Consider the following 22,515-nt stretch of genomic DNA (forward strand, 5'->3'; position numbering starts at 1 on the left):
GCCGTGCGCAAGCGCAAGAAGGAGACCACCCGCCAGCGCCAGCGCCGCCGCGCCATGGAGCTCCGGGCTGCCCGCGAGGCCAAGGCCCAGCGCCCCGAGATGCTGATCGTGCCGGAGGGCAACCTCACGGTGCAGGAACTGGCCGACCGGCTCGGTGTCGAGAGCTCCGAGATCATCAAGAGCCTCTTCTTCAAGGGGATCAGCGCCACCGTCACTCAGACGCTGGATCTCTCCACGATCGAAACGGTGGCCGAGGAATTCGGCGTTCCGGTGCTGGAAGACGACGTGGAAGCCGCCGCCAAGAAGACGGTGGAGATGATCGAGGCCAGCGATCTGGCCCACCTGATCCGCCGCCCTCCCGTGGTGACGGTGATGGGCCACGTCGACCACGGCAAGACCAGCCTGCTCGATGCCATCCGCAAGACCCGCGTGGCAGCGGGCGAAGCCGGTGGCATCACCCAGCACATCGGTGCGTACCAGGTGGAGATTCCTCACGCCGGCGAGCACCGCCGCATCACCTTCCTCGACACCCCAGGTCACGAGGCCTTCACCGCCATGCGGGCCCGGGGAACCAAGGTGACCGACGTGGCCGTGCTGGTGGTGGCCGCCGATGACGGTGTCCGCCCCCAGACCCTGGAGGCGATCAGCCACGCCCGCGCGGCCGAGGTGCCGATCGTGGTGGCGATCAACAAGATCGACAAGGAAGGCGCATCACCCGAGCGGGTCAAGCAGGAACTGTCCGGCCAGGATCTGGTGGCGGAAGACTGGGGTGGCAACACCGTGATGGTGCCGGTGAGCGCCATCAAGGGCGAGAACATCGACAAGTTGCTGGAGATGATCCTGTTGGTGACGGAGGTGGAAGACCTCCAGGCCAACCCGGATCGGATGGCCCGCGGCACCGTGATCGAGGCCCACCTCGACAAGGCCAAGGGACCGGTGGCCACCCTGCTGATCCAGAACGGCACCCTGCGGGCCGGCGACGTGCTGGCAGCCGGCCCTGTGCTCGGCAAGGTGCGCGCCATGGTGGACGACACCGGCAAGCGGGTGAAGCAGGCGGGTCCCTCCTGTGCGGTGGAGGCCCTGGGCTTCAGTGAAGTCCCCACCGCCGGCGACGAGTTCGAGGTCTATCCCGATGAGAAGACCGCCCGCAGCGTGGTGGGCGATCGGGCGAATGAGGCCCGCGCCACCCGCCTGGCCCAGCAGATGGCCTCCCGCCGGGTCTCCCTGGCGTCCATATCGGGCCAGGTCAGCGAGGGCGAGCTCAAGGAGCTCAACCTGATCCTCAAGGCCGACGTGCAGGGCAGTGTGGAGGCGATCCTCGGATCGCTCGAGCAACTGCCCCAGGACGAGGTCCAGGTGCGGGTGCTGCTTTCGGCACCGGGCGAGATCACCGAAACGGATGTGGACCTGGCGGCCGCCTCCGGCGCCGTGATCGTGGGCTTCAACACCTCCATGGCCTCCGGCGCCAAGCGCGCCGCCGATGCCACCGGCGTGGATGTGCGCGACTACGAGGTGATCTACAAACTCCTCGAAGACATCCAGATGGCCATGGAAGGCCTGCTGGAGCCGGAGCTGGTCGAGGAATCCCTCGGCGAAGCCGAGGTGCGCGCCGTGTTCACGATCGGCAAGAGCGCCGTGGCCGGCTGTTATGTCACCAACGGCAAGCTGCAGCGCAACTGCAAGGTGCGCGTCCACCGCGGCAAGGACAAGGTGTACGAGGGCGACCTCGACTCCCTGCGCCGCAACAAGGACGACGTCAAGGAGGTGGCCACCGGCTTCGAATGCGGCATCGGCTGCGATCGCTTCAACGCCTGGCAGGAAGGCGACCGGGTCGAGGCCTACAAGTTCGTCACCCAGCGCCGAACCCTCAGCACCTGATCATCGTGAATCCCCGCAGCGAACCGCTGCTGTGGCTGCAGCTCCTCGGCCTCCCCGCCCTGCCCCTGGAAGCGCTCGTGGTGCTGTTGCTGCTCGGGGGCAGTGATCCAGGCCCTTGGCCGGCCTTGGAGCGTCTGCTCACCTGGGCCATCGGGGTGCTGATGCCGGCGGTGCTGCTCTGGCGCCGGCCTCCGGACGCCTTTTCCCTGCTGCTCGCGCAAGCCCCACTGCGGGCCCGTCGGGATCTGCAGGGGCGGATCAGCCGCCTGCAGGACCATCCGCTGCTGCGGGGGGTCCTGATCGCTGGCGCCGTTGTGGCCCTGCCTCTGCTCTGGTGGCTGGATGGTCACGCCGCCCTGGTGGCTGGCCCACTGGCGTTGCTGGATGCTGATCAGCGGCTGCAGGCTCTGCTGCTGACGATGCCGGTGCTGGCATTGATGCTGTGGCAATGGCAGCAGGTGCTTCAGAGCCTCTGGCTGCTCAGCCGCAGCCCAGCGGCGATCGAGGCCGCAGCACCCTTCAGTCAGGTGGAGCTTGAGGACAGGCGCCTGTGCCTCGGCCTGCCGCTGCTGTTGCTCCCGGATCTGGCCATCTCCCGGCCTGTCTCTGGGGCGGCTCCAGTGGCAGCGGCACCGGCAGCAGCCACGGAACTAGCTTCAGAGGAAGGGTCTCCAGAGGAGGGGGCTGCAACAGAAGATGCGGCCATGGAAACACCTGGTGGCGAAGCCATCGAGAAAGCTGTTTCTGAGCAGGCTGTCCCTGAGAAGGCTGTCCCTGAGAAGGCTGTGCCTGAGACAGCTGAACAGGGTGTCAGCACTCCGGGCGACGCTTCAGCCCCCCTGGTTGCGATCGAACCAGAGCAGCGTGGCAAAGATCGCGAAGGCCCCGATCTGGATCAACAGATCGACTGAGGCCACCCCCTCACCACTGGCGCCCCTGAGGGCCATCGTGGCCAGGCCGAGGCTGGCCGAAGCCAGCAGCGCAAACCACAAGACCCGTCGCAGCCCGCGCCACGGAGTGCGGAGCTCGGTGAGCAACCGTTGGCGCAGGGCGGGATCGAGATCGCGCGAGGGGGAGTCGTCCTGCCTGGATCCCATGAGACGCACCACAACGGGACAACGTTAGGGCGAATGCTAGTTTCAGAGGGTATTGCCGGTGTAGCTCAGCGGTAGAGCAACTGATTCGTAATCAGTAGGTCGCAGGTTCAAATCCAGTCACCGGCTTTTCGCAATTCTCTAGAGATCCTTCTTCCCGGGTCGGGTTGGGATCCCATGTCATCACTGAATCTGACACTTCGTCGATACCAGCGGCTCTGGCTCGAAGGACGTGTGATTCCTGGAGTGATCAGCAGGTGGGGCTGCCAATGGTCCCGCGTTAGTCTGAGATCCTTGTTCTCTGCCCCAGCCGGCAGCCGCATGATCGAGTTTCGTTCCGGCAACATTCGTGCCGTGAATCCCGAGCGGGCCGTTCTCGAGGCACTGGAACTTGCCTACGGTACCGATCGACCCGATTGTGCCGTGCTCCTGATTCTGGGCGTGGTAGGGCACAATCTTGAGAGTCTCAGTCGGGTGGCGGCGCGGCAATGCCCTGAAGCGAGGATCCTGGCAGCATCCTGTGCGGGGGTTGTTGGACGCGATGGGCCGGGCGAATCGATGCACGACATCGCTGTGATGGGGATCTCTGGAGAGGGCTTTGGAGTGGCCCACGTGGATGGACTGCTCGGCCCCACATCCTTCTCCAAGGGAGTCGAACTGGCTCAAGAGCTTCAGCAGGCAGCACCGCACCCTGTTCGGATGGTGTATCTGCTGGCCTCCGGCATTGACATCGCCAACGACCGCCTGATCGCCGGAATTGAATCCGTGCTCGGCCCGGAGGTTGTGATCTTCGGCGGCACGTCTTCGGATCAGATGCAGGGGGTGAGCAGCCAGCAGGCCGTCGATGGTGAGCTGTTTCAGCATGCGGCCCTCGCTGTGGGGTTCTGGGATCCCGATCTTCAGGTGGTCACCCAGGCCAGTCACGGGTTCGTGGCAGTCGGCAATCCTCTGCGGGTCACCAAGGCGGAGGGCAATCGCATCCTGGAACTGGACGGTCAGCCAGCCTGGCAGGCCTACCTGCAACGCCTTGGCCTGCCTGCCGACGCGACCGAAGCTGACACGATTCCGATTGGCGCCCTGGCGGAACTGCTGCCGGAAAACCTGGCACGGGACTACGGCAATCCCCATATTCTGCGCGTGGTGACCCATCACACCCCGGAAGGGGGGCTTCTTTACGCCACTGACTGTGCCGCAGGCACCGATCTGTGGATCACCGTGCGGGACGAGGAGCGCATCTTCAACGACGTGGACCGGATGCTGGCGGCCATGGCCAGTGCCGCACCTGACGGACACCTGCTGGCCGTATTCCATGCCGATTGCCTGGCCCGTGGTCGCCGCCTCTTTCAGCGCGTGATCAAGGAAGAGCTGATCCATCGCCTGCAGATGCCCTTCCTGCAACAGGGGCAGGTCCCTCCCTGGTTCGGCATGTACGGATTTGGAGAATATGCCCGTTTGGGGCAAGCCAACAGCTATCACAACTACACCACTGCCCTGGCGGCCCTCTATCAACCCGCTCCCGCATGACCCTGGATCTGGCTGCGGCCTACTCACGGCTACAGCAGGAGCTGATATCGGTACGTTCCCGTCTCGACAGGCAGGTGGAACAGCTCACCCGGCTCAACCGGTTGTCCGACGTCTTGCTGTCCATGGGGCCCCAGCAGCCGAGCATCACGATCCTGGCCGAGGCCTTGGCCGATGTGCTGGATGTAGGGATCGGCGCGGTGTGGATCCTGCCACAAGAGAAGATGGCGGAGAGCATCAGATTCGCCTGCAGCGGCTGCATCCCGAATCAGGACAGGTGGCGCGAACTTGGCCCACAGATCGAGGCCCAGCTTCGGCATCTCAGTCCCCGCAAGGCACGACGGCTGGCGGGATCACAGTCAAGGTTGACGACATCCTCCATGGTCCTGCCGGGCCTCGAGCAGGGGGAGGCAATGGCCTGCCGATGCCTCAGCCGCGACGGTCACTGCCATGCCGTGGTCCTGGCAGCGAATCCGGCGATGATCAGCGCCAGCTGCGAGCCCATCAGCGACGATGCCCTTGAAGTGCTGAATCTGATCGCCGAGAAAGTCGGTGCCCATCTTGATCAGGAAAGCGACCGCCTGGTGATCGAAGCGCAGGTGGAGGCGCTGCATGCCTCGGAGACGCGGCTGGAACTGGTCCTCCAAGGAACCAATGACGGTTGGTGGGACTGGGACGTGACCAACGACACCTGCTTCATATCGGCACGCTGGCAGGAAATGCTTGGCTATCCCCGACAGGAGGCTGCCGGTAACTCCGAATTCTGGATCCACCGCCTCCATCCCGGCGATCGCAATGACTTCGAGAAACGGCTGAAACGAGCCCTGGAGGGCGAGATCGACAGTATCGAGGCAGAGTTGAGACTGCGCCATGAAGACGGTTCCTATCTGAGCGTGCTGGCCCGGGGGAAGATCACGCGTGATTGCGAAGGCAAACCAGGCCACTTCGCGGGATCCATCCTTGATCTCTCGGAACGCAAGCGTCACGAGGCGCACGTGCACCGGCTCGACTTCTACGACACGCTGACCCAACTACCGAATCGGCGCCTGCTGGTAGACCGATTGCAGCAACTCGCCAGTGCCTATCCTCGCCTGAATCGATGTCACGGGGTCCTGAAGCTCGACCTGGATCGATTCAAGACCCTCAATGACACCTACGGCCACGCTGCCGGGGACCAGCTGCTCTGCGCTGTGAGCCGCCAGTTGCGTGCTCTTGTGCCCCAGGACAACACCGTGGCCCGCCTGGGAGGAGACGAATTTGTCGTGGTACTCGAAAGACTCGCATCCACGACGGAAGAGGCACGACTCGAAGCCCAGAAGGTCGCCGTAATGATCCTCAAGTCCCTGAATCGAGGCCACCACATCGATATCGGGGTGGTGCACAGCAGCGTCAGCATCGGCATCGCCCTGATGACGGAGCCTGAGCTCAGCGTTGAGACCCTGTTGCAGCAGGCTGGAGTGGCTCTATTCGAAGCCAAGAAACTGGGTCAAAACCAGGTTCAGATGTTTGAACCAGCCATGCAACAACGGATCGTGAACCGTAGTCGACTTGAATCGAAGCTACGCCAAGGGTTTGTTGACGACGAACTACGGGTGAACTACCAGGCGCAGGTTGATGCATTGGGGAGACTATGCGGCATGGAAGCTCTGATGCGCTGGGATCATCAGGGCACAAGCCTCATTTCGCCCTCAGAGTTCATTCCGATCGCCGAGGAGTCTGGTGTCATTCACGCCCTGAGGCGCTGGAGCCTTGAAACTGTTTGCCATCAGATCAGCCGGTGGGGACTGGTCCCCAGCGACAATATCAGGGTAGCCGTCAACATCAGTCCGACCGAGTTTCTCCATCCAGACTTCCCGGACGATCTCATTGCCCTGCTGCGGCAGACAGGCATCCCAGGAAGCCTGCTCAACCTGGAGATCACCGAGGCAACTGTGCTGACCGACCTTGAGTTCGCGGCACAGCGCATGCATCAACTCCGGTCGCACAATCTGGAGTTTTCCCTCGACGACTTCGGCACCGGCTTCTCATCAATCACCTATCTTCGCCACTTACCGGTGAGGGAAGTGAAAATCGACCGCAGCTATGTGGAACGTTTCTCCTTCGACCCACAGGATGCAGCAATCGTGCGCACGATCGTCGCCCTCTGTGACACCCTTGGGCTGCGAATGATCGCCGAAGGCGTGGAAACCGAGCAGCAATGGGATCTGTTGCGGCAGTTGGGCTGTCGTCACTTTCAGGGCTATCTCTTCGGTCGGCCCCAGCCCGCCACTGCCGATCTGCAGATGATGGTGGAGCCGCGGTTCCGCAAGAATGCGCCGTCAGCCACTTGAGCGCCGCCCTGTGCGATCGGCTTCTGATGGGCACGGCAGTGCCCCATGCGTGCGATGGCGACATGGCACTGGAGCACATCGGAAGGCCGTGAATCACGAGGATCGGGCAACAACACGGCTTCTGGCCTGCCCGGGCTGCGGCCGCCAACTACGTGTGGTGGTAGCCACCGAGCCGCGCCCCCTGAAATGCCCTGAGTGCAGGCTGCATTTTCAGGTCCGTTGTGCCAGCCCCCAGGATGACGACACCATCGAACTTCTGGTGAACGACTGCGAAAGAAGCCAGAACTGTCCCTACGAAATCCTGGGGGTTTCAGCACAGGCCAACGACATCGAGATTAAGAGAGCCTATCGGCAAGCAGCTCTGAATTCACATCCAGACAGAAACGGCAACAGCCCTGAATCAGTCAAGCGTTTCAGAGAGGTTGCCAATGCCTATACCCAGCTGATGAATACAGAACAAAGGGCTGCCTATGACGCGCAACAAGCCGCCAGACAAGAGCACCAATGGCAGCGAGTCACGGCAAGACCAGAAACCTTGTCCTACAAAGATGAACTCCACCACAGCAAGAAGTGGCCAACTCAAGCCAGGGGTCCAGCACCGAGAGCCCCCCTTGCTAAACGTCCTGAAATCCTTCGTATTCGCTATCTTGTGATTGGCCTTTCGGGAGGAATAGCGATCGGTATTCTAATGCCAAACGGCAGTCGACTGATTCAGCTGCTTCTCGGCATCATGGCTTTCCTGGGACTAGCCAGACTGATCATCCGTGCCTTGCGGCCAACTGCATCAAAAGCGCAACAATCGGCATCCCAGCAAGGAAGTCAACGATGACGCATCAAGATGTGATTTCCGAATCCCTGGCAGGCTGGCAGGTCATGGCATGCATCAGCCGAACAGGTGCCTCCCATCGCCAGCGCGGCCATCATTGCCAGGACAACGTGGCCCAGGTCCTGAGCAGGAGCCGCGATGGAGCTCCCGTGACGGTGGTGGCCATGGCGGATGGCCACGGCCACCCACGCCACTTTCTCAGTGACGTGGGCAGCAAGCAGGCCTGCCGCGTTGCCACCCTGACCGTGAGCGAATGGCTGGGCGACCTGAGGCTTCAAGAAGGAGTGCGAACTGATCTGGAGCACTGCAGGCAACAGCTGGCCCGTGAACTGCCAGGGCGCATCCAGCGCCACTGGACCTCAGCAATTCAGCAGCACTGGAGACAACAGCAGAGGACCATGCCGGCTCCAGCAGGGACAACACAGCCGCTCACGTCACAGCCGCTGGAACCTGAGGCGATGGACTCTCAAGCATTCTCGAGGCTTCCCTATGGATGCACCCTCGCTGTCCTGGTGCTGACACCGCAATGGTGGGCGGTGACCGGACTGGGCGACTGGGATCTGGTACGTGTGTCCAGCGATGGTGTCGCCAGGCTGCTGAGTGAGGAGAGATCCCCCAATCCGGAGACAGAATCCACGGCCAGCCTTTGCCAGGCCGATGCCGCACAGGCGATGGCAGCCCGTACCCAGATGACAGGGCTGGAACCGGATTCGGAACCCTTCGCCGTCATGATCAGTACCGACGGGGTGAGAAAGTCCTGTGGCGCCACCACGGACTACCTCACCTGGGCCACCGAGCTGGTGACAAGCCTGCAGCGACCCTCTGCAGGGGCTCCGATGAGATCGGATCTGTCCCAGCGCCTCGACAGGCTGAGTAGCCGAGGCACAGGGGACGACGTGAGCGTTGCCGTTGCTGTGCAGGGATCGCTGGTGATGCCAACACGACAGCCGGACCACCTGCATGGCAAGACCGAACCACAACGCCTGCCAGGCAGCAAACCATCAATCACGCCACAAGAATCAGAGCCCAGGCCAATCCTTCAACCCGGTCTGTGGCCTCTCCACTGGCTGCAATGGACGCTGAACCATCGCCGCAGCCTCGGTGTGCTGATCGTGTCATTGGGCAGCATTAGCATTCTACTGTCATTGCGAGTTCTGGGAATCTGGTGCAACGACATCTTTCTGCTGCCCGAACAGAGCGTGGAATCCTGCACAGGCCGTGATCGCTGACACCATGGCCACGCCTGCATGACAAGGAGCGGAAGGCAAAGACGGCATGCCAAAGACTGCTCCAGGCCGACTGAAACACAGGCCAGCAGGATGACTCAGGCTGCTCTGCTCCTAAGGCTGCTCTGCTCCTAAGGAACTGGGTTGGAAGCGATGCCAGTCGACCTCTTCAATGCGGCCGAGAACCCGGGGGGGCTGATTGTCCACACGCACTGTCACCAGGTCTGGCCGTCCCGCACTGACCTCCAAACCCTCGCCAAGGGGGAATTGCTTCTCACCCTCCAACTCACCGGCGAAGAGCATCGTGCCATCAAGCCGGCGGACCTCCAACCAGCTGGGCTCCATCGCCTGAAGATACAGTTGCTCCTGGCTGGTGATGGGCGCACTGCCTGAAAGAGCCTGCTGCTGCTGCTGCAGGCGCCGCTGGATCCACGGACCACCAAGACCGGCAATGAAGCCGATCAGAACGGCTCCCATGAACACCTTGGCCCATGCGGCATCCACCGGCCAGCCCGTGCGATGCCGTCTCCGGGGAGGCGTGACCAGCTCGCGGGGACGTTCTGGAGCGGCAGGCCGCTGAGGCCGCAACGCCACCTCTGCAACCTCACGCGCCTGCTCAGCCGAAACACGCGCCTGTTCAGACGAAACGCGCGCCTGCTCAGCCGAGGCAAGCGCCTGTTCAGCGGAGGCAAGCGCCTGCTCCAGCTCCCCCACGCGATGGGTCTGCGCCTGGAGGCGACTGAGCAACACGCTCTGCTGGTCCTGCAGCTCCTGGAACTGCCGCTGCGCAGCCTGCAGGCCGTCCTCCAACTGCCGGCGTTCCTCAGCATCCTGACGTGCCTGTTCCCTGAACTGCTGCCTGAGTCCCACCAGAAACTGCTTCAACTCCAGGGGACTGGGGTCCTCTGGCAAACCGGACGTGTCAGAACTCGCAGAGGAAGAGGAACGGGTCATCACGACTCAGGGAACAGACGCTGAGGCTGCACAGCCTTCAAGTGAGCTGCGAAGGGAGGCTGACGGCCAGTCAGCACCGCGTCAAGGTCGTGATCCAGCATCTCCTGAAGCAACTGCTGGCGGGTGTCCTGATCAAACTGGGCTGGAATGCGGGATTCCAAGCGAAGCAACACGAACCAGTCATCGATGCGCAACGGTTCGTGCAGCTCACCGAGTGCCATCCGACTCAGGGCAGCCTGGAGATCCGGATGCAATCCAGCCAGGCGACGTGGACCAATCACTCCCAGGCTGAGTCGCTCGTCACCCGTTGCGAACTGCCGAGCCAGGTCATGAAAGGAGGCACCCTCATCCAGCAGGCGCAGGTACAGCTCAAGGGCAGTGCCGTGGCTCTCCACTCGAATCATGCTGAACACCACCTTCTCAAGGGCAGCGCTGCTCTCCTGAAAGTAGGCCAGGATTCTGTCGCCGTAATGGAGGTCGCACCAGCGTTGCAGACGCAAATGGAGCCAACGCTCCTCCAACATCGAGCGGAGGGCCAGAGGCACTGCCTCAATCCAGCCGCTGTTCGGATCCCGGGGTGGCTGACCCGGCAATCCCTGCCACAGCTCAGCCGCCATGGGCGACCAGTCCTGTGCATCAATCACAACTTCTGAGGCCAACCTGGCGCGAAGACGCACGCGCACAGCATCCCGCAACGCAGGATACTGGGCCAACACTGCAGGAAGATTCTCGTGGGCGGACGACGTGCCCTGCCGCTCCAGCCAATTCACCAGCTCGGCCTCTGGCTCATCCAGGCCTTCCGGCAGGGCCAAGGGGGCACGCTCCTGCATGGCCTCCTCTGGCAAAGTGGATTGGACAGGCTTTGGGCCCTGTCCAGGTGGCAAAGACGCGGGCAGGGAATTCAGCCGCGCCTCCACGGTCGCAAAGACGGCCTCGGCATCCCGCTGACGCTGAAGCCAACGCTGCTGCTGCTCGGCGATGGCCCGGTCAATCCGAGCGAGGTCCTGTTGCAGTGCTGAGATGGAAGGGGATCGTTCCTGCACTCCGCTCCTGAACTCCATTCAAGTGTAGGTGGAGCAAGGTCTTTGGCCAGACCAGGCTCTGAGGCCACCGAGCTCCGAATCAACCAAGGGGTAACTCAGATGGACCCCGCAGGCGGAAAAGCAGTGGGAGGCAAGGGGCGGAGTGTGGTCGATGAAGCAAGCACGTCCTGCGTAAGGAGATGCTGAGCAAAGCAGGATGACGTGCTGTGCGGGTGAACCCCATGCACGACACGCCCGACAAGATCATCCAAGAACATGATCTTGCACCCAGCATCAACAAATCGTCGAAGCAAGGAAGAATCGACAGGGAGAGAGTGATCGAACCCACTCAGCTTCAGCAAAGCAGATCGAGAGAACACATGACTGAAACCATGACCGTAGGCATTCGAGTCCAGCTCTTCACGAGTCAAGTTTCTCGCCAAAACAGTGATCCCAGCTGCCGTGAGATGAGAATAGCGCAGGCCAGATAATGATGAGTTACAAAAACCATACACACCACTCCGTGCGTGCCAACAGCACCAGCTCCTTAACGAGACAAAGTCACAGCCATGCTGCAACAGATCTCCAACCATAAAAGCCAGGTAATCAGGCGCGTAATAGTCATCGTCATCGAAGCGCGCAATAATGTCACCCGATGCAAGGTCGCAAAGCTGGCGCAGCTTCTCACCAAGGGATAGGGGACTCTGTCGATGTAAGTAGGTCACCCGCGCATCAGCCTGTGACAGAGCGATCGCCTCCGCACAGGCAGTGGCACTGTCATCAAGAATCAGCATCTGCTTATTGGGCCAGGTCTGGGCCTGAAAATGCCGAATCACACTGGTCAGGTGAGTGGGTCTGTCCTTGGTTGGCACAATCACGGAAACCTGAACACCCCTGCCGTCGCCAAGCCAGGCTCGGCCCAGGAGAGATTGATGGTCAGGGCCAGTCGCCACGCCACTCCTGGGCGGAGTCGCCAAGGACAGAAAGGGAGCAGGGGCAAACGGCGGGATCGATCGCAGGCGGCTGAACGAAACCGATGCGGTGACCTCTGAAGACAAGCGCCCCTCCAGAGGACCAAGATCGTTGAGCCAGAGCAGTGGATCTGGAATCCAGATCATGCGCCCGGCTGCTAACTCGAGAAAGAGAAGGAACAAAGCTGATGCATCGGCTTGCTTGTCAATCGCCCCAGCCTCATCCCCCAGATCAGAGGGAACGATGAACGGCAGCAAGCCGGCCTTGAAACTGCGCAACGGGGCCGCACACCAACCAACCTGGCGAAATGAATGGGCCAAGGTGGTACGTGCCAGGCAGGCGCTGCCAACAACCTGATGGTCACTTGCCCGAACATAGCTGCCATAAGTCAACAGGCACTGATGACGCTGATACGTATGACTGATCAGCTGAAGAGCATCATCACCGAGTAGCCGGTCAACCCCATCGATCTGGATCATCACATCATCGCAGCCAGGCTGAAGCAGCTCGACTCCCTTCAGAAAGGCTTCAAGAGATGAATTCATCGACACAGGGCTCAAGAACACCTTGAATCGCTCATCCCCATCGATCGCGATAGAGACCTGCTCAGGCGTCAGCTCCGTAGATGGATCAACAAGGACGATGGCCCTGAAGTTATGATGCTTCTGCTGACGCAGTGACTGCATACAGTCATCAAGCGACACCGCAGGAACGCGGGCAGTGATGACAATCTTGAAATGGACAAGATTGCTGTCAAAGCACAAGCCATTCTCATGTCCTAATATCGAAATAGACGGAAGCGCCTGGACAATCGCACCAGAATCCCCACGTTCAACAGGAGACTGCATCGTGAGCCCCACTGGAGCGGAAGAACTCAGCATGACAGTCACATACTGGCTCGCGACTTCCTCAAGCAACTCAGCCGTCGGTCCCTCTGCTTGATTCAGCTGGCGAAAGCGGGGATTACCCTTGTTCTGAATCAGCAGGCGCTTCTCAAATGTGTTGCGATCATGGCCAATGCAGAGGATTGTCTGCTTAGGATCCAGCTGCGCCAGAGGAAATGAGTAATTCTTCAGGAAGAATCGCTCCTCAGCTCGAGAAGCATCATTGGAATAAGCAGTTTGCTTCAACAGCTCCCTACGGAATGCAAATGTTCCAGCCGTGGCATGATGTTGCCCATAGGGCCCTGCCAGCCACAACTCTTTTTCGGGCAGGAAAAGAATCGGCAGCAGTGTTGAGCCGGCGACCAAACAACCAGTGTCCAAAAGCCGGCGAACAGCGTGTTCGACACGAGTCGGGGGATAATAATCATCATCATCGAGATAGACGATGATCTCTCCCTCACAGAAGGTATGACTGAGATTCCGCTTCTGTCCCAGTGGTAGCTTCTCATCAAGCCGGCGATAGACAACCTTTAGACCGCTTGCCTCGCTGGGCACGAAATCAGGAACACCAGCTGGGGAATCATCGATCAGAACCCACTCCATGCGTTCACGGGGATAGGTTTGATCGAGAATTCTTTTCTCCAGCAGCGGCAGAAATGCAGCCCGATTGTAAGTCACCGTGCAGAGACTGACCAACGGGTAGGAGCTCAAACTGGGATCTGGCATGCCTGAACTGACCATGGGCATCTCCTCCAGGGGCTTCGATGGCTTGGAGACATCATGGAAAGGATTCTTGCGCCCCTGTCGCCGCTTTTTGGACACGATAGTCAGGCTGCCAACGAGGACTCCGGTTCAAGTATGCAAGAACCAGAGGGTTGATGGCAACAGGACGTCCCCTGTGTCAAGAATATTGTCGATTTTGCTATGGCATCAGAATGCCAAGTTTCGAGGCAAGTGATCTTCAAGCCTCGGCCGACTGAACGTTTGCAGTCAAGACAAGCATCCCGAGGGGCATCTTTATCTATTGACTAGCGTCAATCATATCACACCTAACCACTTCCTTGGCATCATTCTTTCGTTGTCAGTCAAAGACATCCATCCCATGGCAAACCTTGTGACCATTGTCTCCTGGCAAAGCCCAAGGAAGAGCTGATCAAGCCGCTTATTTCTAAGGGTGTGTATCTCATTGACGTCAACGAAACGGCTATGAGCCATCAATGACTTCAGACATCAGTGCTGGAGGTATAGTCAGCTCGGTTTTCCATGTTTCAAGTGGATCGGTTTTAGCACATTCTCGTTCAATGCCGTACTAACCATGGAATGGACCAAACCAGAGGATGCATCAACTCTGATGTGGGAGCGCATTCCAATGAACCCTGGTTGACCTTGGCGACCGAGTGCACTTCAGGATGACGCTCGCCCAGCATGTTCTTCATTGAACTGTAGCGTTGAAGATCGACGCATCTAAGCCTGGACCATTGTCGATCACCACGCTATTCTCCGTTTCTTCTTGGCATCAGTCTGCTGGTAATCCGTGCGATCCAACTGAAGAGCGATGGCCATCTCTGTCCATTCTCAATTCTTGATCTGGGCTTATCCGATAGGTTTTTCAGAGGTTCTTTGGCGATCGCAATGCCAGCGATGAGTCAGCTGGTGCGTTAACCTTCACCACCTGCCCAACGGAAGGAATATCAACTTTTCTTACGACTGCCGAATTTACTGCCATGTCACTACACTAAAATGTCGATATTAAAGTCGCATTGATAACAATCAAAGGCTTTTCAAATCGTTTTGACTGGGCACACCTTGAGACGAAATCACGTTATAATTAGCGGAACGGGCAGGGCTGGAACAAGTTTTTTAGTACAGCTACTGTCGCATCTAGGGCTTGACACGGGATACACATTCTTGGACTGCCTGCAACACTTAAGAGAAAAGTCACATGCAGGACTTGAGCAAGACATCAGTAAAGCCGACGCTCCTTATATCATCAAAGACCCGGCTTTCTGTGATTACGCAAAAACCATTCTGGGCTCCGCGTCGATATGCGTTGACCATATATTTGTGCCCATGAGAAATATCTTTGAAGTTGCTGAAAGCAGGAGGAGGGTTAGTCGCGAAGGGGAGGAATGGGGAGGCTTATGGGGCACAGAAGAGCCAAGCATGCAGGAGCTAGTTTTGCTGCAGAAATTCTATGACTTGATGACTGCGTGCTCGATTTTCAATGTTCCAGTTACTCTCTTGGCTTTTCCCAAAATAACACGTGACCCTCACTATCTATATTTAAAGCTAACGCCAATTCTAAATGGAGTCTCGCCAGAGAGATTTAGATCGTCATTCCTGCAGGTCACTCGACCTGACTGGATTCACAGATTCGCGGAGATGTAGGACTTTCTCTCGGGTTCTTGAACTTGACAAGGATGTGACACAGCGAGGCAAGAGGAGATCTATTCTGCAGATCAAGCAACGACCGCCAGTTTTGTACCAACTTTCTAGATTCAGGCTAACACGAGTAAACGCTTACAGGTGCTATGAGCTCAGCTCCAGGAAGACTTTGGGCAAGGCCCTTCGAGCAGGCGCCAACCACAAGACAAGCACCAACGTCTGAAGTGGACATATCTGAGAGCTTTAAAGCGTACATCGGTCAGATATTGGTCGGCTTTTTGAGTAGCAATCTTTCCTCCACTTGAGTGCCCAGTCGGCCCACTGATTCACAGCTCGACTCCTCGACTTCTGAGCAATAGTTGACGACAGACCAGAAACAGGTTGGACTAAGCTGCCATGTTCTTCTCGACAAGTCCCATCGTTTACCTCTGAAACGGATCCCCCCTTGAATGGGCTCCCACCAATGAACCAGCACCCGAACCCGCAGCCCCGAGATCGAGCTCAGGGTCGCCCTAATGCAGGCAGACTTCGGGAGACGACGCAACTACAATGGTACAGATTTGTTCAGGAAGGCCCAGAAATGGGGGTAAGTGCGAAAGACGTGCGTGGGCACCTGGATGGAATCGTCGGTCGCGTGGCTTTCGGATGGGCACTGGATCATGCAGATCCAAGCAAAAAGCTAAAAATCAAAATTGTAGATAAACAAACCGGGGCCACGCTTGGTGAAGGCCTCGCCAATCAGCCGAGAGATGATCTTGGGGTCCTTGGCCAACAAGACAGCGACTATGCATTCAGGATTGAACTGAATAGTTTCCCATCGTCTTTGGCTGAGATTGAAGCCATGGCTGGCGGCGTCTCCCTGGTCAAGGCTTCCGCCACCACCGCTGGCACCGCCGCACCAAGCAGCGGCAACGTTTCCAGCCGCAGCCTTGATGTGCTGGCATCTCTCAATCAAGCCAACTTGGCGTTACAGCGCACTCTTGCGCTAGAAATCAAGGTCAAACGTATTGCAACAGCACTTGGATTACCCTTGGATTTCGAGAAAGAACTTTCAGATGATCAGACACCTCAGCCAAGAGAACTACGAAGGAAAAATATCGACGAGCCAAGGAAGCTGATTATCTTTTCCATTATTGACTGGGGATACCGCTTCCAACGGCCGCAACAAATCAGTGCATCACTGGCAGAGGATGGCAACCAAATTTATTTTGTCAATGCCAATTTCATCGCCACTCAAAGCAGCAGCATTGATTCAAGGGCATTGCTGCCCTCCCTGAAAAGAGTTCAGAGAAACATCCTTGAAGTTACTCTTAAAAAGCCACCTAACTTCTCAAGCAGCGGACATGAACAAGACTTGAATAACATCTATAGCCATCCAAGTGATGCCATGGCACTGTGGATCTCAGCGCAACTCAGGAGTCTTATTGAGATTTACAAGCTAGAGAGTGCTATTGCAATCATCATGCACCCATCATGGTACAAGGTCTGTCGCACTGGACTGCAGGAGCTGCCGATCGTCTACGACTGCATGGATCATATCGCTGGCTTTCCAGAGACATCTCTTGAGATCCTAGAGGAAGAAAAGCTGCTGGCCAGCCAGTGCGATGCACTAGTCACAACTTCTGATTTCTTATACAGTCAGTTCACGCACAACAACCACTATCTCATCAGAAATGGTTGTGATTACGCATACTTTTCTGCTTCCGCTGCACCTGATGATTCGTTTGAACGCTATCGATCTGCAATGTCTCCGATTGTCTGCTACTACGGGGCAATTTCAGGCTGGTTTGACTTGAAACTTGTCGCCAAGGTAGCGCGTCAACTGAACAACCATACATTTCTCCTGGCGGGATCAACAGAAGGATGCGATCTCGATGCCGTAGAAATTCCAGATAATGTCCACTTCCTTGGCGAGATACCGTACAAGAAACTCACAGCTTTGTTGAACTTGGCAGACGTCTGTATCATTCCTTTCAAGCTGACAGACTTGATTAAAGCCACAAATCCTGTCAAGGTCTATGAATATCTGGCCGCTGGCAAGCCTGTTGTCTCAACCTGGCTACCGGAAATCGAGGCGTTACATCTGGATGAGTCTTTGGTACGCCTAGCTGCAACTGCGGATGAGTTCTCAGCAGCAATCATCGATGCAACGCAGGAAGACAGCTCCCATGGGATCGTTGCCGCTAGACAACACTTTGCCGCAGAGAATACTTGGAATAACCGCAAAGAACTTTACGACAAGGCACTTAACAGTATCTTCCCCGAAGTATCCATCATTATTCCTTGTCACAACAACATCCATTCCACACAGCTGTGCATCGAGGGCCTGCAAGCTCATACACATTACCCGAACTACAACCTGATTATCGTCGATGACGCATCTAAAGATGGAACGCATCACTACTTGAACAGGTTGCAGGAGCAATATTCTCATATTAGCGTCATCACACTCGACGAAAATTCTGGCTTTGCACATGCTTGCAACCGTGGCATGGGGCAGGCACGATCAGACTATCTCGTGATTCTCAATAATGATACACAAGTGACACCACACTGGCTCTTCAAGCTTCTGCGAGCCTTGCGCGCTGATCAAGCGATTGGCCTGTGTGGACCCGTGACAAATGCAATCGGTAATGAACAGAAAATCAAGATCGCCTATAGCACCATGAAAGAAATGCAGTGGCGAAGCCAAGAGTTCACAACTGCTCGGCACAGAAAGACACTAGAAGTGGACGCATTGGCATTTTTCTGCGTCATGCTGAAGCGTGAAGTTGTTCGCGATATTGGATTGCTGGATGAAGATTTCGGACTTGGCTACTATGAAGATGATGACTACTGTGTACGAGCGCGCAACGCCGGCTATCGTCTGTTGATCTGCGACGATGTTTTTATTCATCATGAACTCTCAAAGTCATTCGGGAAAGACGATCTCAAGCGATCAGAGCTTATTGCCAAAAATCGCACATTATTCAACGCCAAGTGGGGATTCGACGTGGTTCATTCTTATCGGGATGAGGAGGGCTTTGGCTAGCCTTCTTCGAGCTAATGAGACCCTCATGCAACAGGTAAAGTTCGCCAACGGAGAGTAATCAATGGACCATGAGAAACAGCATCGTTTTATACTAAATGTCTGTGAGCGATTTCAAGAACTGACCTCTGATTCTAGAGTCGTTGCAATAGGACCGCAGGATACCAACCGCTTGGCCGAAATACTTTCTCAATGCTGCAATAATTATCTGGCGATTGATATTCAATCAAGTCAAGACATAGATCTCTTGATTCCACGAGAACTCTACGAGATCTCATCGGGGTGGGCGACAGTTGTTATCTCCACTGAATGCCTCGAGCAAACATCAATCTGGGAGGATGTTCTCGCCAACATTATTCGCATCACCTCTCCTGGGGGCCTTGCAATATTAACGCTTACCAGGCTTGACAGGCGAACAAAGAATGAAGCAATAGCCGAGTCGGAATCATCTCACTCCATCAATCAAGAGTACAGATTGTCCTCTCAGATTGATCTTCTTAATTTCGCCCAAGAATGCTATTTTTCCGATTATGGGTTTGAGATGAGCGGGTCTCACAACAAGATCTACTTCTGGGGACTTCGCAACAATACTCATTTTTGGGGACTTCGATCCTCGACCACGACGGTCCTGGCGAGACCCGAGAGTACTGAGGCCCTGGAGAATCATCTCGCAAGAGTGCAAATTCAGTTGGAGCAAGCAGAGGAGAAAGCCCAGTATAATGATAAGCTTCGAGTTGACCACATAGATCTTCAAGCGCAGCTCAAATCGAAAGAGGAACAACTTCAAGAAATAGGTGACAAGCTGGCAAGCACGCTGGAGTTGCTCGCTAATTCAGTTTCAGAAGGTGAGATGCATGCCCAGACTTTAGAACTTCTAGCGGCTCGGACTTCAGAGATCAGCAAGGTACAGTCACGTTTAGTTCAGAAAACAGAAGAGGCAAAGCACTTACAGAAGGAGATCCACCGCAAAGAGCAACAATCACACGGGTTGCTTGAACAACTTGCAGACATACGTTTGGATTGTGACCGTGCCATCGACAGCGCAGAACTGGCCACGTTGCGCTGCCGGAGCTTTGAGCTGGAATCCGAACGGTTTCGCACTGAACGGGATCAGCTTCTGCAGATCAACTCCGAATACCGCAGGCAATGCCATCGTGCCGTCGATTTACTCTATAGGATAAAGGCTTTTTCCATGACTACAGACGCAGTCGAGAGCCAAGGGAGTTCTCGATGAATATCATCGCCTTGGCCGAATTGATTCGTCAACGCCCCTTGACATCAACTCAGTTGCATCACGTCGCAGAAGAACTGGAGTCAAGAGCGGATTGGACCCTGATGAAGCAGGCCTTTCTTTCCTTTCGAGTTGATGCGAATCCAGCCAGCAAGATCATTGGGTTTATTGACTACAAGTTGGCACAGGCCTGCTTCCATTGTGGTGAAACGAAAGAAGCCGAGGCCCTGGCCAGGCAGGCGATTCAGATCGAACCTGGCTTTCCATATGCTTATCATTTACTTGGAAAGTGTTATACACTGCTCGATCAGCACAGCAAGGCCATCGAAGCCCATCAACGATGCTGTGATCTGGCCCCCAGCTTTGCCTGGGGGTGGTATGAGCTGGCACAAAACCATCGGCATCTTCACCACTGGGATCATGCCCGTTACGGGTTGATCAGGGCCATACACTGTTGCACCGCCAACGAGTCTGAGCTGATCCAGCAGATCCAGGCGACGCAGACCAGTGTGGATGAAGGAGAGCGCCTGGAAATCGCGAAGACCATCTGGGGAGATCGAATGAACGGGATTCCGGCGTTGAACGGCTTATCGGAAAGCGACCATGCCCTGCTCCAGTTGGAGCAATTCAAACGCCAGATTGATCGCTTGGCCGAGGATTTCGAAGTTCCGGCTTGAGCGATTCACCCCTTCGTGCATCGCCCTGTTGCGGATCGTCAGGCTTGAACGGAGTCTTGGCAACCGTTGGCACTTCGTCTGGGTCGGCAAGAGCCTGGCGATAGATCAGCGAAGCCTGTTCAAACTCACCACGCCGCTCATGCAGCTGCGCCAGGGTTCTGAGCAGGGCAGGGCTCAACTGCTGCTGCTGCTGCAGCCAGGTGAGGAGCTCAATCGCCTCACGGTCCTGACCCATCTGCTCCAGCGTGCCGGCAGCCTCCGTCAATCGGGCTGGCCGCAGATAACCGGGCTTGAGCCGTTGAATGCGATGCACCAGCTGGGCCGCCTCCATCGCCTGGCCCAACTGTTGATGGGCCAGAGCAAGATTATTCAGGGCCGGCACAGCCTCTGGATCATCGGCGGCAATCTGCCCGAAAGACCTCCGCAGGAGTGGAATCGCCTGCTCCGCCCTGCCGCTGCGTACGAAGATCCCAGCCAGATTCACCAGGCTGCTGTAGTGACTGGAATCCAGCTCCAAAGCGGCGCGGAACCCCTCCTCGGCCTTGCCGTCATCGCGTTGCAGCAGGGCCGCCAGACCCATGAGCTTGTGAAGATCCGGATCACTCACGCCCTGGGCCTGGAGCTGATCCAATTCACGCGTCACGGCGGCAGCCGTCTGGGCGTTGAGCTGCCGGCGCAGCGCCTCAAGGCGTTGACGCCAGGGCGCCGCAGGAGCCTGCTGGGCCGGGTTGGCCGGGTTGGCCGGCTGCGGCTGGGCAGCGATCGTCTGCACAGGCCTGGGTGCGACGGCCGGGCCGTCCGAGCTGTAGGGCCCGCTCTGCGCAGAAGCACGCAACAGCACATAGGCCTGCCGGAAAAAGGGGGCCGCCAGTTCAGGGGCACCGCGCAGGCTCAGATCCTCGGCGTAGTCGAAGTAGCGGGAAGCCTGCGCCACCAGGTGCTCTGGTGCATGGGCCGGCAGGGGCACGCTCACCGGCACAGCTGGGGAGCGGTTGCCTGCCGCGCCCTCGAACAGGGGTGACTGAGCGAGCGCCGGAGCTTCTGCCTGGGGGCGTGGCCACAACCGCCCCAGGGCCCTTCGCAGGCGGCCGGGCTGCTGTGCAGGGGTGGTCATCGCAGAGGCAGGCGCCAGATTGATCGATAATCGCCCACAACGGACGCCATCGCCATGGGCACAAGGCCAGAGGTCTCCGTGGTGATTCCCTTCCGGAATGCCAGCGCCTGGTTACCCCAGACTCTCGCTTCACTGCAGAGCCAGAGCGGGGTGGAGGGTGAGCTGATTGCGGTGGATGATGGCTCGAGCGACGCGTCCGCCGCTCTGGTGCAACGGCTCTGGAGCCACCACCCCTGGCCCTTGAGGCTGCTGCGCTTGGACGGTGTGGGGGTCTCCCGGGCGCGAAACCAGGGTTGGCATGCCAGCCGGGCTCCCCTGGTGGCCTTTCTCGATGCCGACGACCTGATGCTGCCGGGGCGGCTGGCCGACCAGCGGGCCCTCCTGATGGCCGAGCAGCAGTGGAGCCATTGCCTGTGCGGCTGGGTGCGGCTGGATGCCGCGGGCCGGCCGCTGGTGGAGGTGCGGCCCTGGCTGGAGGGGGCGGGTTTCAGCCCGGCCGAGGCCTTTCGCCACAAGGCGGTGTTGCCCAGTGCCTGGATGCTGAGACGGCAGGCCCTCGAAGCCGTGGGAGGGTTCGATCCAGCCCTGGCCCATGCCGAGGATGTGGATCTGCTGCTGCGTCTGGCCCTGGCGGGTCAGCGGGGCACCTGGCTGCGCCGGATCGGCTGTGGCTATCGGGTGCATGCCGGCAGCGCCAGCCGGCACGTGCAGAGCCAGGCCCACAGCCTGCTGTGGGTGGTGGACCGCCAGTTGCGCAGGCTGCCGACCACGCCGGCGGCCCAGGCTCTGGCGCGGGAGCAGCGCTACACCACCCGAGCCTGGGCGGGATGGAAAGCCTGGACAGGGGGAGATCGCCCCCTGGCCCAGGAACTCTGGAGCACCAGCCTGGGGATGAGCCCCCTGTCTCCGGCACGGACGTGGCTGCACCTGGCGGAGAACGCAGGGCGAAGCAGCCGGCGGGAGGGCGTGACCTTCACACCGGAGCTGCTGCTGCACGACCCGGTGTGGCGGCGCCTCGAGAGCAAGCTGCTGCTGCGGTGGCTCCGACCGGAACCGGGGGAGCGGCTGGTGAGGCGCCTGCGAGCCGATCTGCTGAAGGAGCTGGGCGAACCGGCGGACGGCAGCCCCTGGTGGCCCCCTCGGCTGCGGACCCAGCTGAACGGGGAGGATCCCCTGCGGGACCTCCGTGCCCAGGTGCTGAGCTGGAGCGCCAGGCTGATCGGCGAGACGGAATCGAGCGACTCAGAACTGGCGCAGGACCTGGCTGGGCTGCTACGGCAATGGCTGGCGGTGGTGTGGCCGGAGGACCGCCGCGCCAGTCAGCGGATTCTGGAGGAAAGCCTGGCGATCGCACCGCAGCCGCAGGCCCTGCG

Annotated in this window: 15 protein-coding genes, 1 tRNA gene and 1 pseudogene; 12 read left to right on the top strand and 5 right to left on the bottom strand. The window is 58.4% G+C overall.

Translation table 11 applies throughout. The features are described 5' to 3' along the window. Both infB and VB716_RS02185 read left to right on the top strand, forming a co-directional pair. Positions 1–1,878, top strand: a 1,878-nt coding sequence (infB, locus tag VB716_RS02180; protein WP_323269595.1) for a translation initiation factor IF-2, incomplete at its 5' end; no start/stop codon positions are given. Positions 1,879–1,883: 5 nt separating this feature from the next. Further along, positions 1,884–2,789, top strand: a complete 906-nt coding sequence (locus VB716_RS02185; protein WP_323269596.1) for a low-complexity tail membrane protein — start codon at positions 1,884–1,886, stop codon at positions 2,787–2,789. On the opposite strand, the gene VB716_RS02190 is transcribed toward VB716_RS02185, so the two are convergent. Then, positions 2,709–2,987 carry a DUF3493 domain-containing protein gene (locus tag VB716_RS02190; protein WP_323269597.1) on the bottom strand — a complete coding sequence of 93 codons (279 nt, stop codon included), beginning with the start codon at positions 2,985–2,987 and terminating at the stop codon, positions 2,709–2,711. The genes VB716_RS02185 and VB716_RS02190 overlap by 81 nt on opposite strands. A 42-nt stretch (positions 2,988–3,029) precedes the next feature. Between VB716_RS02190 and VB716_RS02195 the strand changes: the two genes are divergently transcribed. The 6 genes and pseudogenes from VB716_RS02195 (at position 3,030) to VB716_RS02215 (ending at position 8,878) form a co-directional block, all read left to right on the top strand. Continuing rightward, positions 3,030–3,101 (top strand) — tRNA-Thr (locus VB716_RS02195). 192 nt (positions 3,102–3,293) lie between these two features. Continuing rightward, the gene (locus VB716_RS02200; RefSeq protein WP_323269598.1) at positions 3,294–4,496 is read left to right on the top strand and encodes an FIST signal transduction protein; all 1,203 of its coding nucleotides are present in this window, start codon (positions 3,294–3,296) and stop codon (positions 4,494–4,496) included. Between the two features lie 74 nt (positions 4,497–4,570). After that, positions 4,571–6,823, top strand: a complete 2,253-nt coding sequence (locus tag VB716_RS02205) for a putative bifunctional diguanylate cyclase/phosphodiesterase (RefSeq protein WP_323269599.1) — start codon at positions 4,571–4,573, stop codon at positions 6,821–6,823. 88 nt (positions 6,824–6,911) lie between these two features. Beyond that, the gene (locus VB716_RS02210) at positions 6,912–7,652 is read left to right on the top strand and encodes a J domain-containing protein (protein ID WP_323269600.1); all 741 of its coding nucleotides are present in this window, start codon (positions 6,912–6,914) and stop codon (positions 7,650–7,652) included. Positions 7,653–7,696: 44 nt separating this feature from the next. Continuing rightward, a pseudogene (locus VB716_RS17405) lies at positions 7,697–8,491 on the top strand (protein phosphatase 2C domain-containing protein); the annotation flags it as partial. Between the two features lie 54 nt (positions 8,492–8,545). Further along, positions 8,546–8,878: a hypothetical protein gene (locus VB716_RS02215; protein ID WP_323269601.1), complete on the top strand. Its 333-nt coding sequence runs from the start codon at positions 8,546–8,548 to the stop codon at positions 8,876–8,878. Positions 8,879–8,989: 111 nt separating this feature from the next. Here the strand turns inward: VB716_RS02215 and VB716_RS02220 are convergent, their stop codons facing one another. The 3 genes from VB716_RS02220 to VB716_RS02230 all read right to left on the bottom strand — a co-directional run bounded on the left by VB716_RS02220 (position 8,990) and on the right by VB716_RS02230 (position 13,529). After that, on the bottom strand, positions 8,990–9,829 hold the full coding sequence (locus tag VB716_RS02220) for a DUF4115 domain-containing protein (protein WP_323269603.1): 840 nt from the start codon (positions 9,827–9,829) through the stop codon (positions 8,990–8,992). After that, the gene (locus VB716_RS02225; RefSeq protein WP_323269604.1) at positions 9,829–10,872 is read right to left on the bottom strand and encodes a hypothetical protein; all 1,044 of its coding nucleotides are present in this window, start codon (positions 10,870–10,872) and stop codon (positions 9,829–9,831) included. Before VB716_RS02225 ends, VB716_RS02220 begins: the two co-directional genes overlap by 1 nt. Positions 10,873–10,967: 95 nt before the next feature. Beyond that, on the bottom strand, positions 10,968–13,529 hold the full coding sequence (locus VB716_RS02230; RefSeq protein ID WP_323269605.1) for a glycosyltransferase: 2,562 nt from the start codon (positions 13,527–13,529) through the stop codon (positions 10,968–10,970). Positions 13,530–15,672: 2,143 nt separating this feature from the next. On the opposite strand from VB716_RS02230, the gene VB716_RS02235 reads away from it, so the two are divergent. The 3 genes from VB716_RS02235 to VB716_RS02245 all read left to right on the top strand — a co-directional run bounded on the left by VB716_RS02235 (position 15,673) and on the right by VB716_RS02245 (position 20,028). After that, entirely contained in the window at positions 15,673–18,123 is a 2,451-nt protein-coding gene (locus tag VB716_RS02235; RefSeq protein ID WP_323269606.1) for a glycosyltransferase, read from the top strand. Positions 18,124–18,184: 61 nt separating this feature from the next. Next, entirely contained in the window at positions 18,185–19,354 is a 1,170-nt protein-coding gene (locus VB716_RS02240; RefSeq protein ID WP_323269607.1) for a hypothetical protein, read from the top strand. Further along, positions 19,351–20,028, top strand: coding sequence for a tetratricopeptide repeat protein (locus VB716_RS02245; protein ID WP_323269608.1), 678 nt, complete (start codon positions 19,351–19,353; stop codon positions 20,026–20,028). Before VB716_RS02240 ends, VB716_RS02245 begins: the two co-directional genes overlap by 4 nt. Here VB716_RS02245 and VB716_RS02250 read toward each other — a convergent pair. Continuing rightward, positions 19,979–21,142 carry a hypothetical protein gene (locus VB716_RS02250; RefSeq protein WP_323269609.1) on the bottom strand — a complete coding sequence of 388 codons (1,164 nt, stop codon included), beginning with the start codon at positions 21,140–21,142 and terminating at the stop codon, positions 19,979–19,981. The two genes, VB716_RS02245 and VB716_RS02250, sit on opposite strands and share 50 nt — an antisense overlap. A gap of 54 nt (positions 21,143–21,196) precedes the next feature. Here VB716_RS02250 and VB716_RS02255 point away from each other — a divergent pair. Continuing rightward, on the top strand, positions 21,197–22,515 hold a 1,319-nt coding region (locus tag VB716_RS02255; RefSeq protein WP_323269610.1), incomplete at its 3' end, for a glycosyltransferase family A protein.

This window comes from Synechococcus sp. CCY9201 (assembly GCF_034931105.1).
Classification (GTDB): Bacteria; Cyanobacteriota; Cyanobacteriia; order PCC-6307; family Cyanobiaceae; genus CBW1002.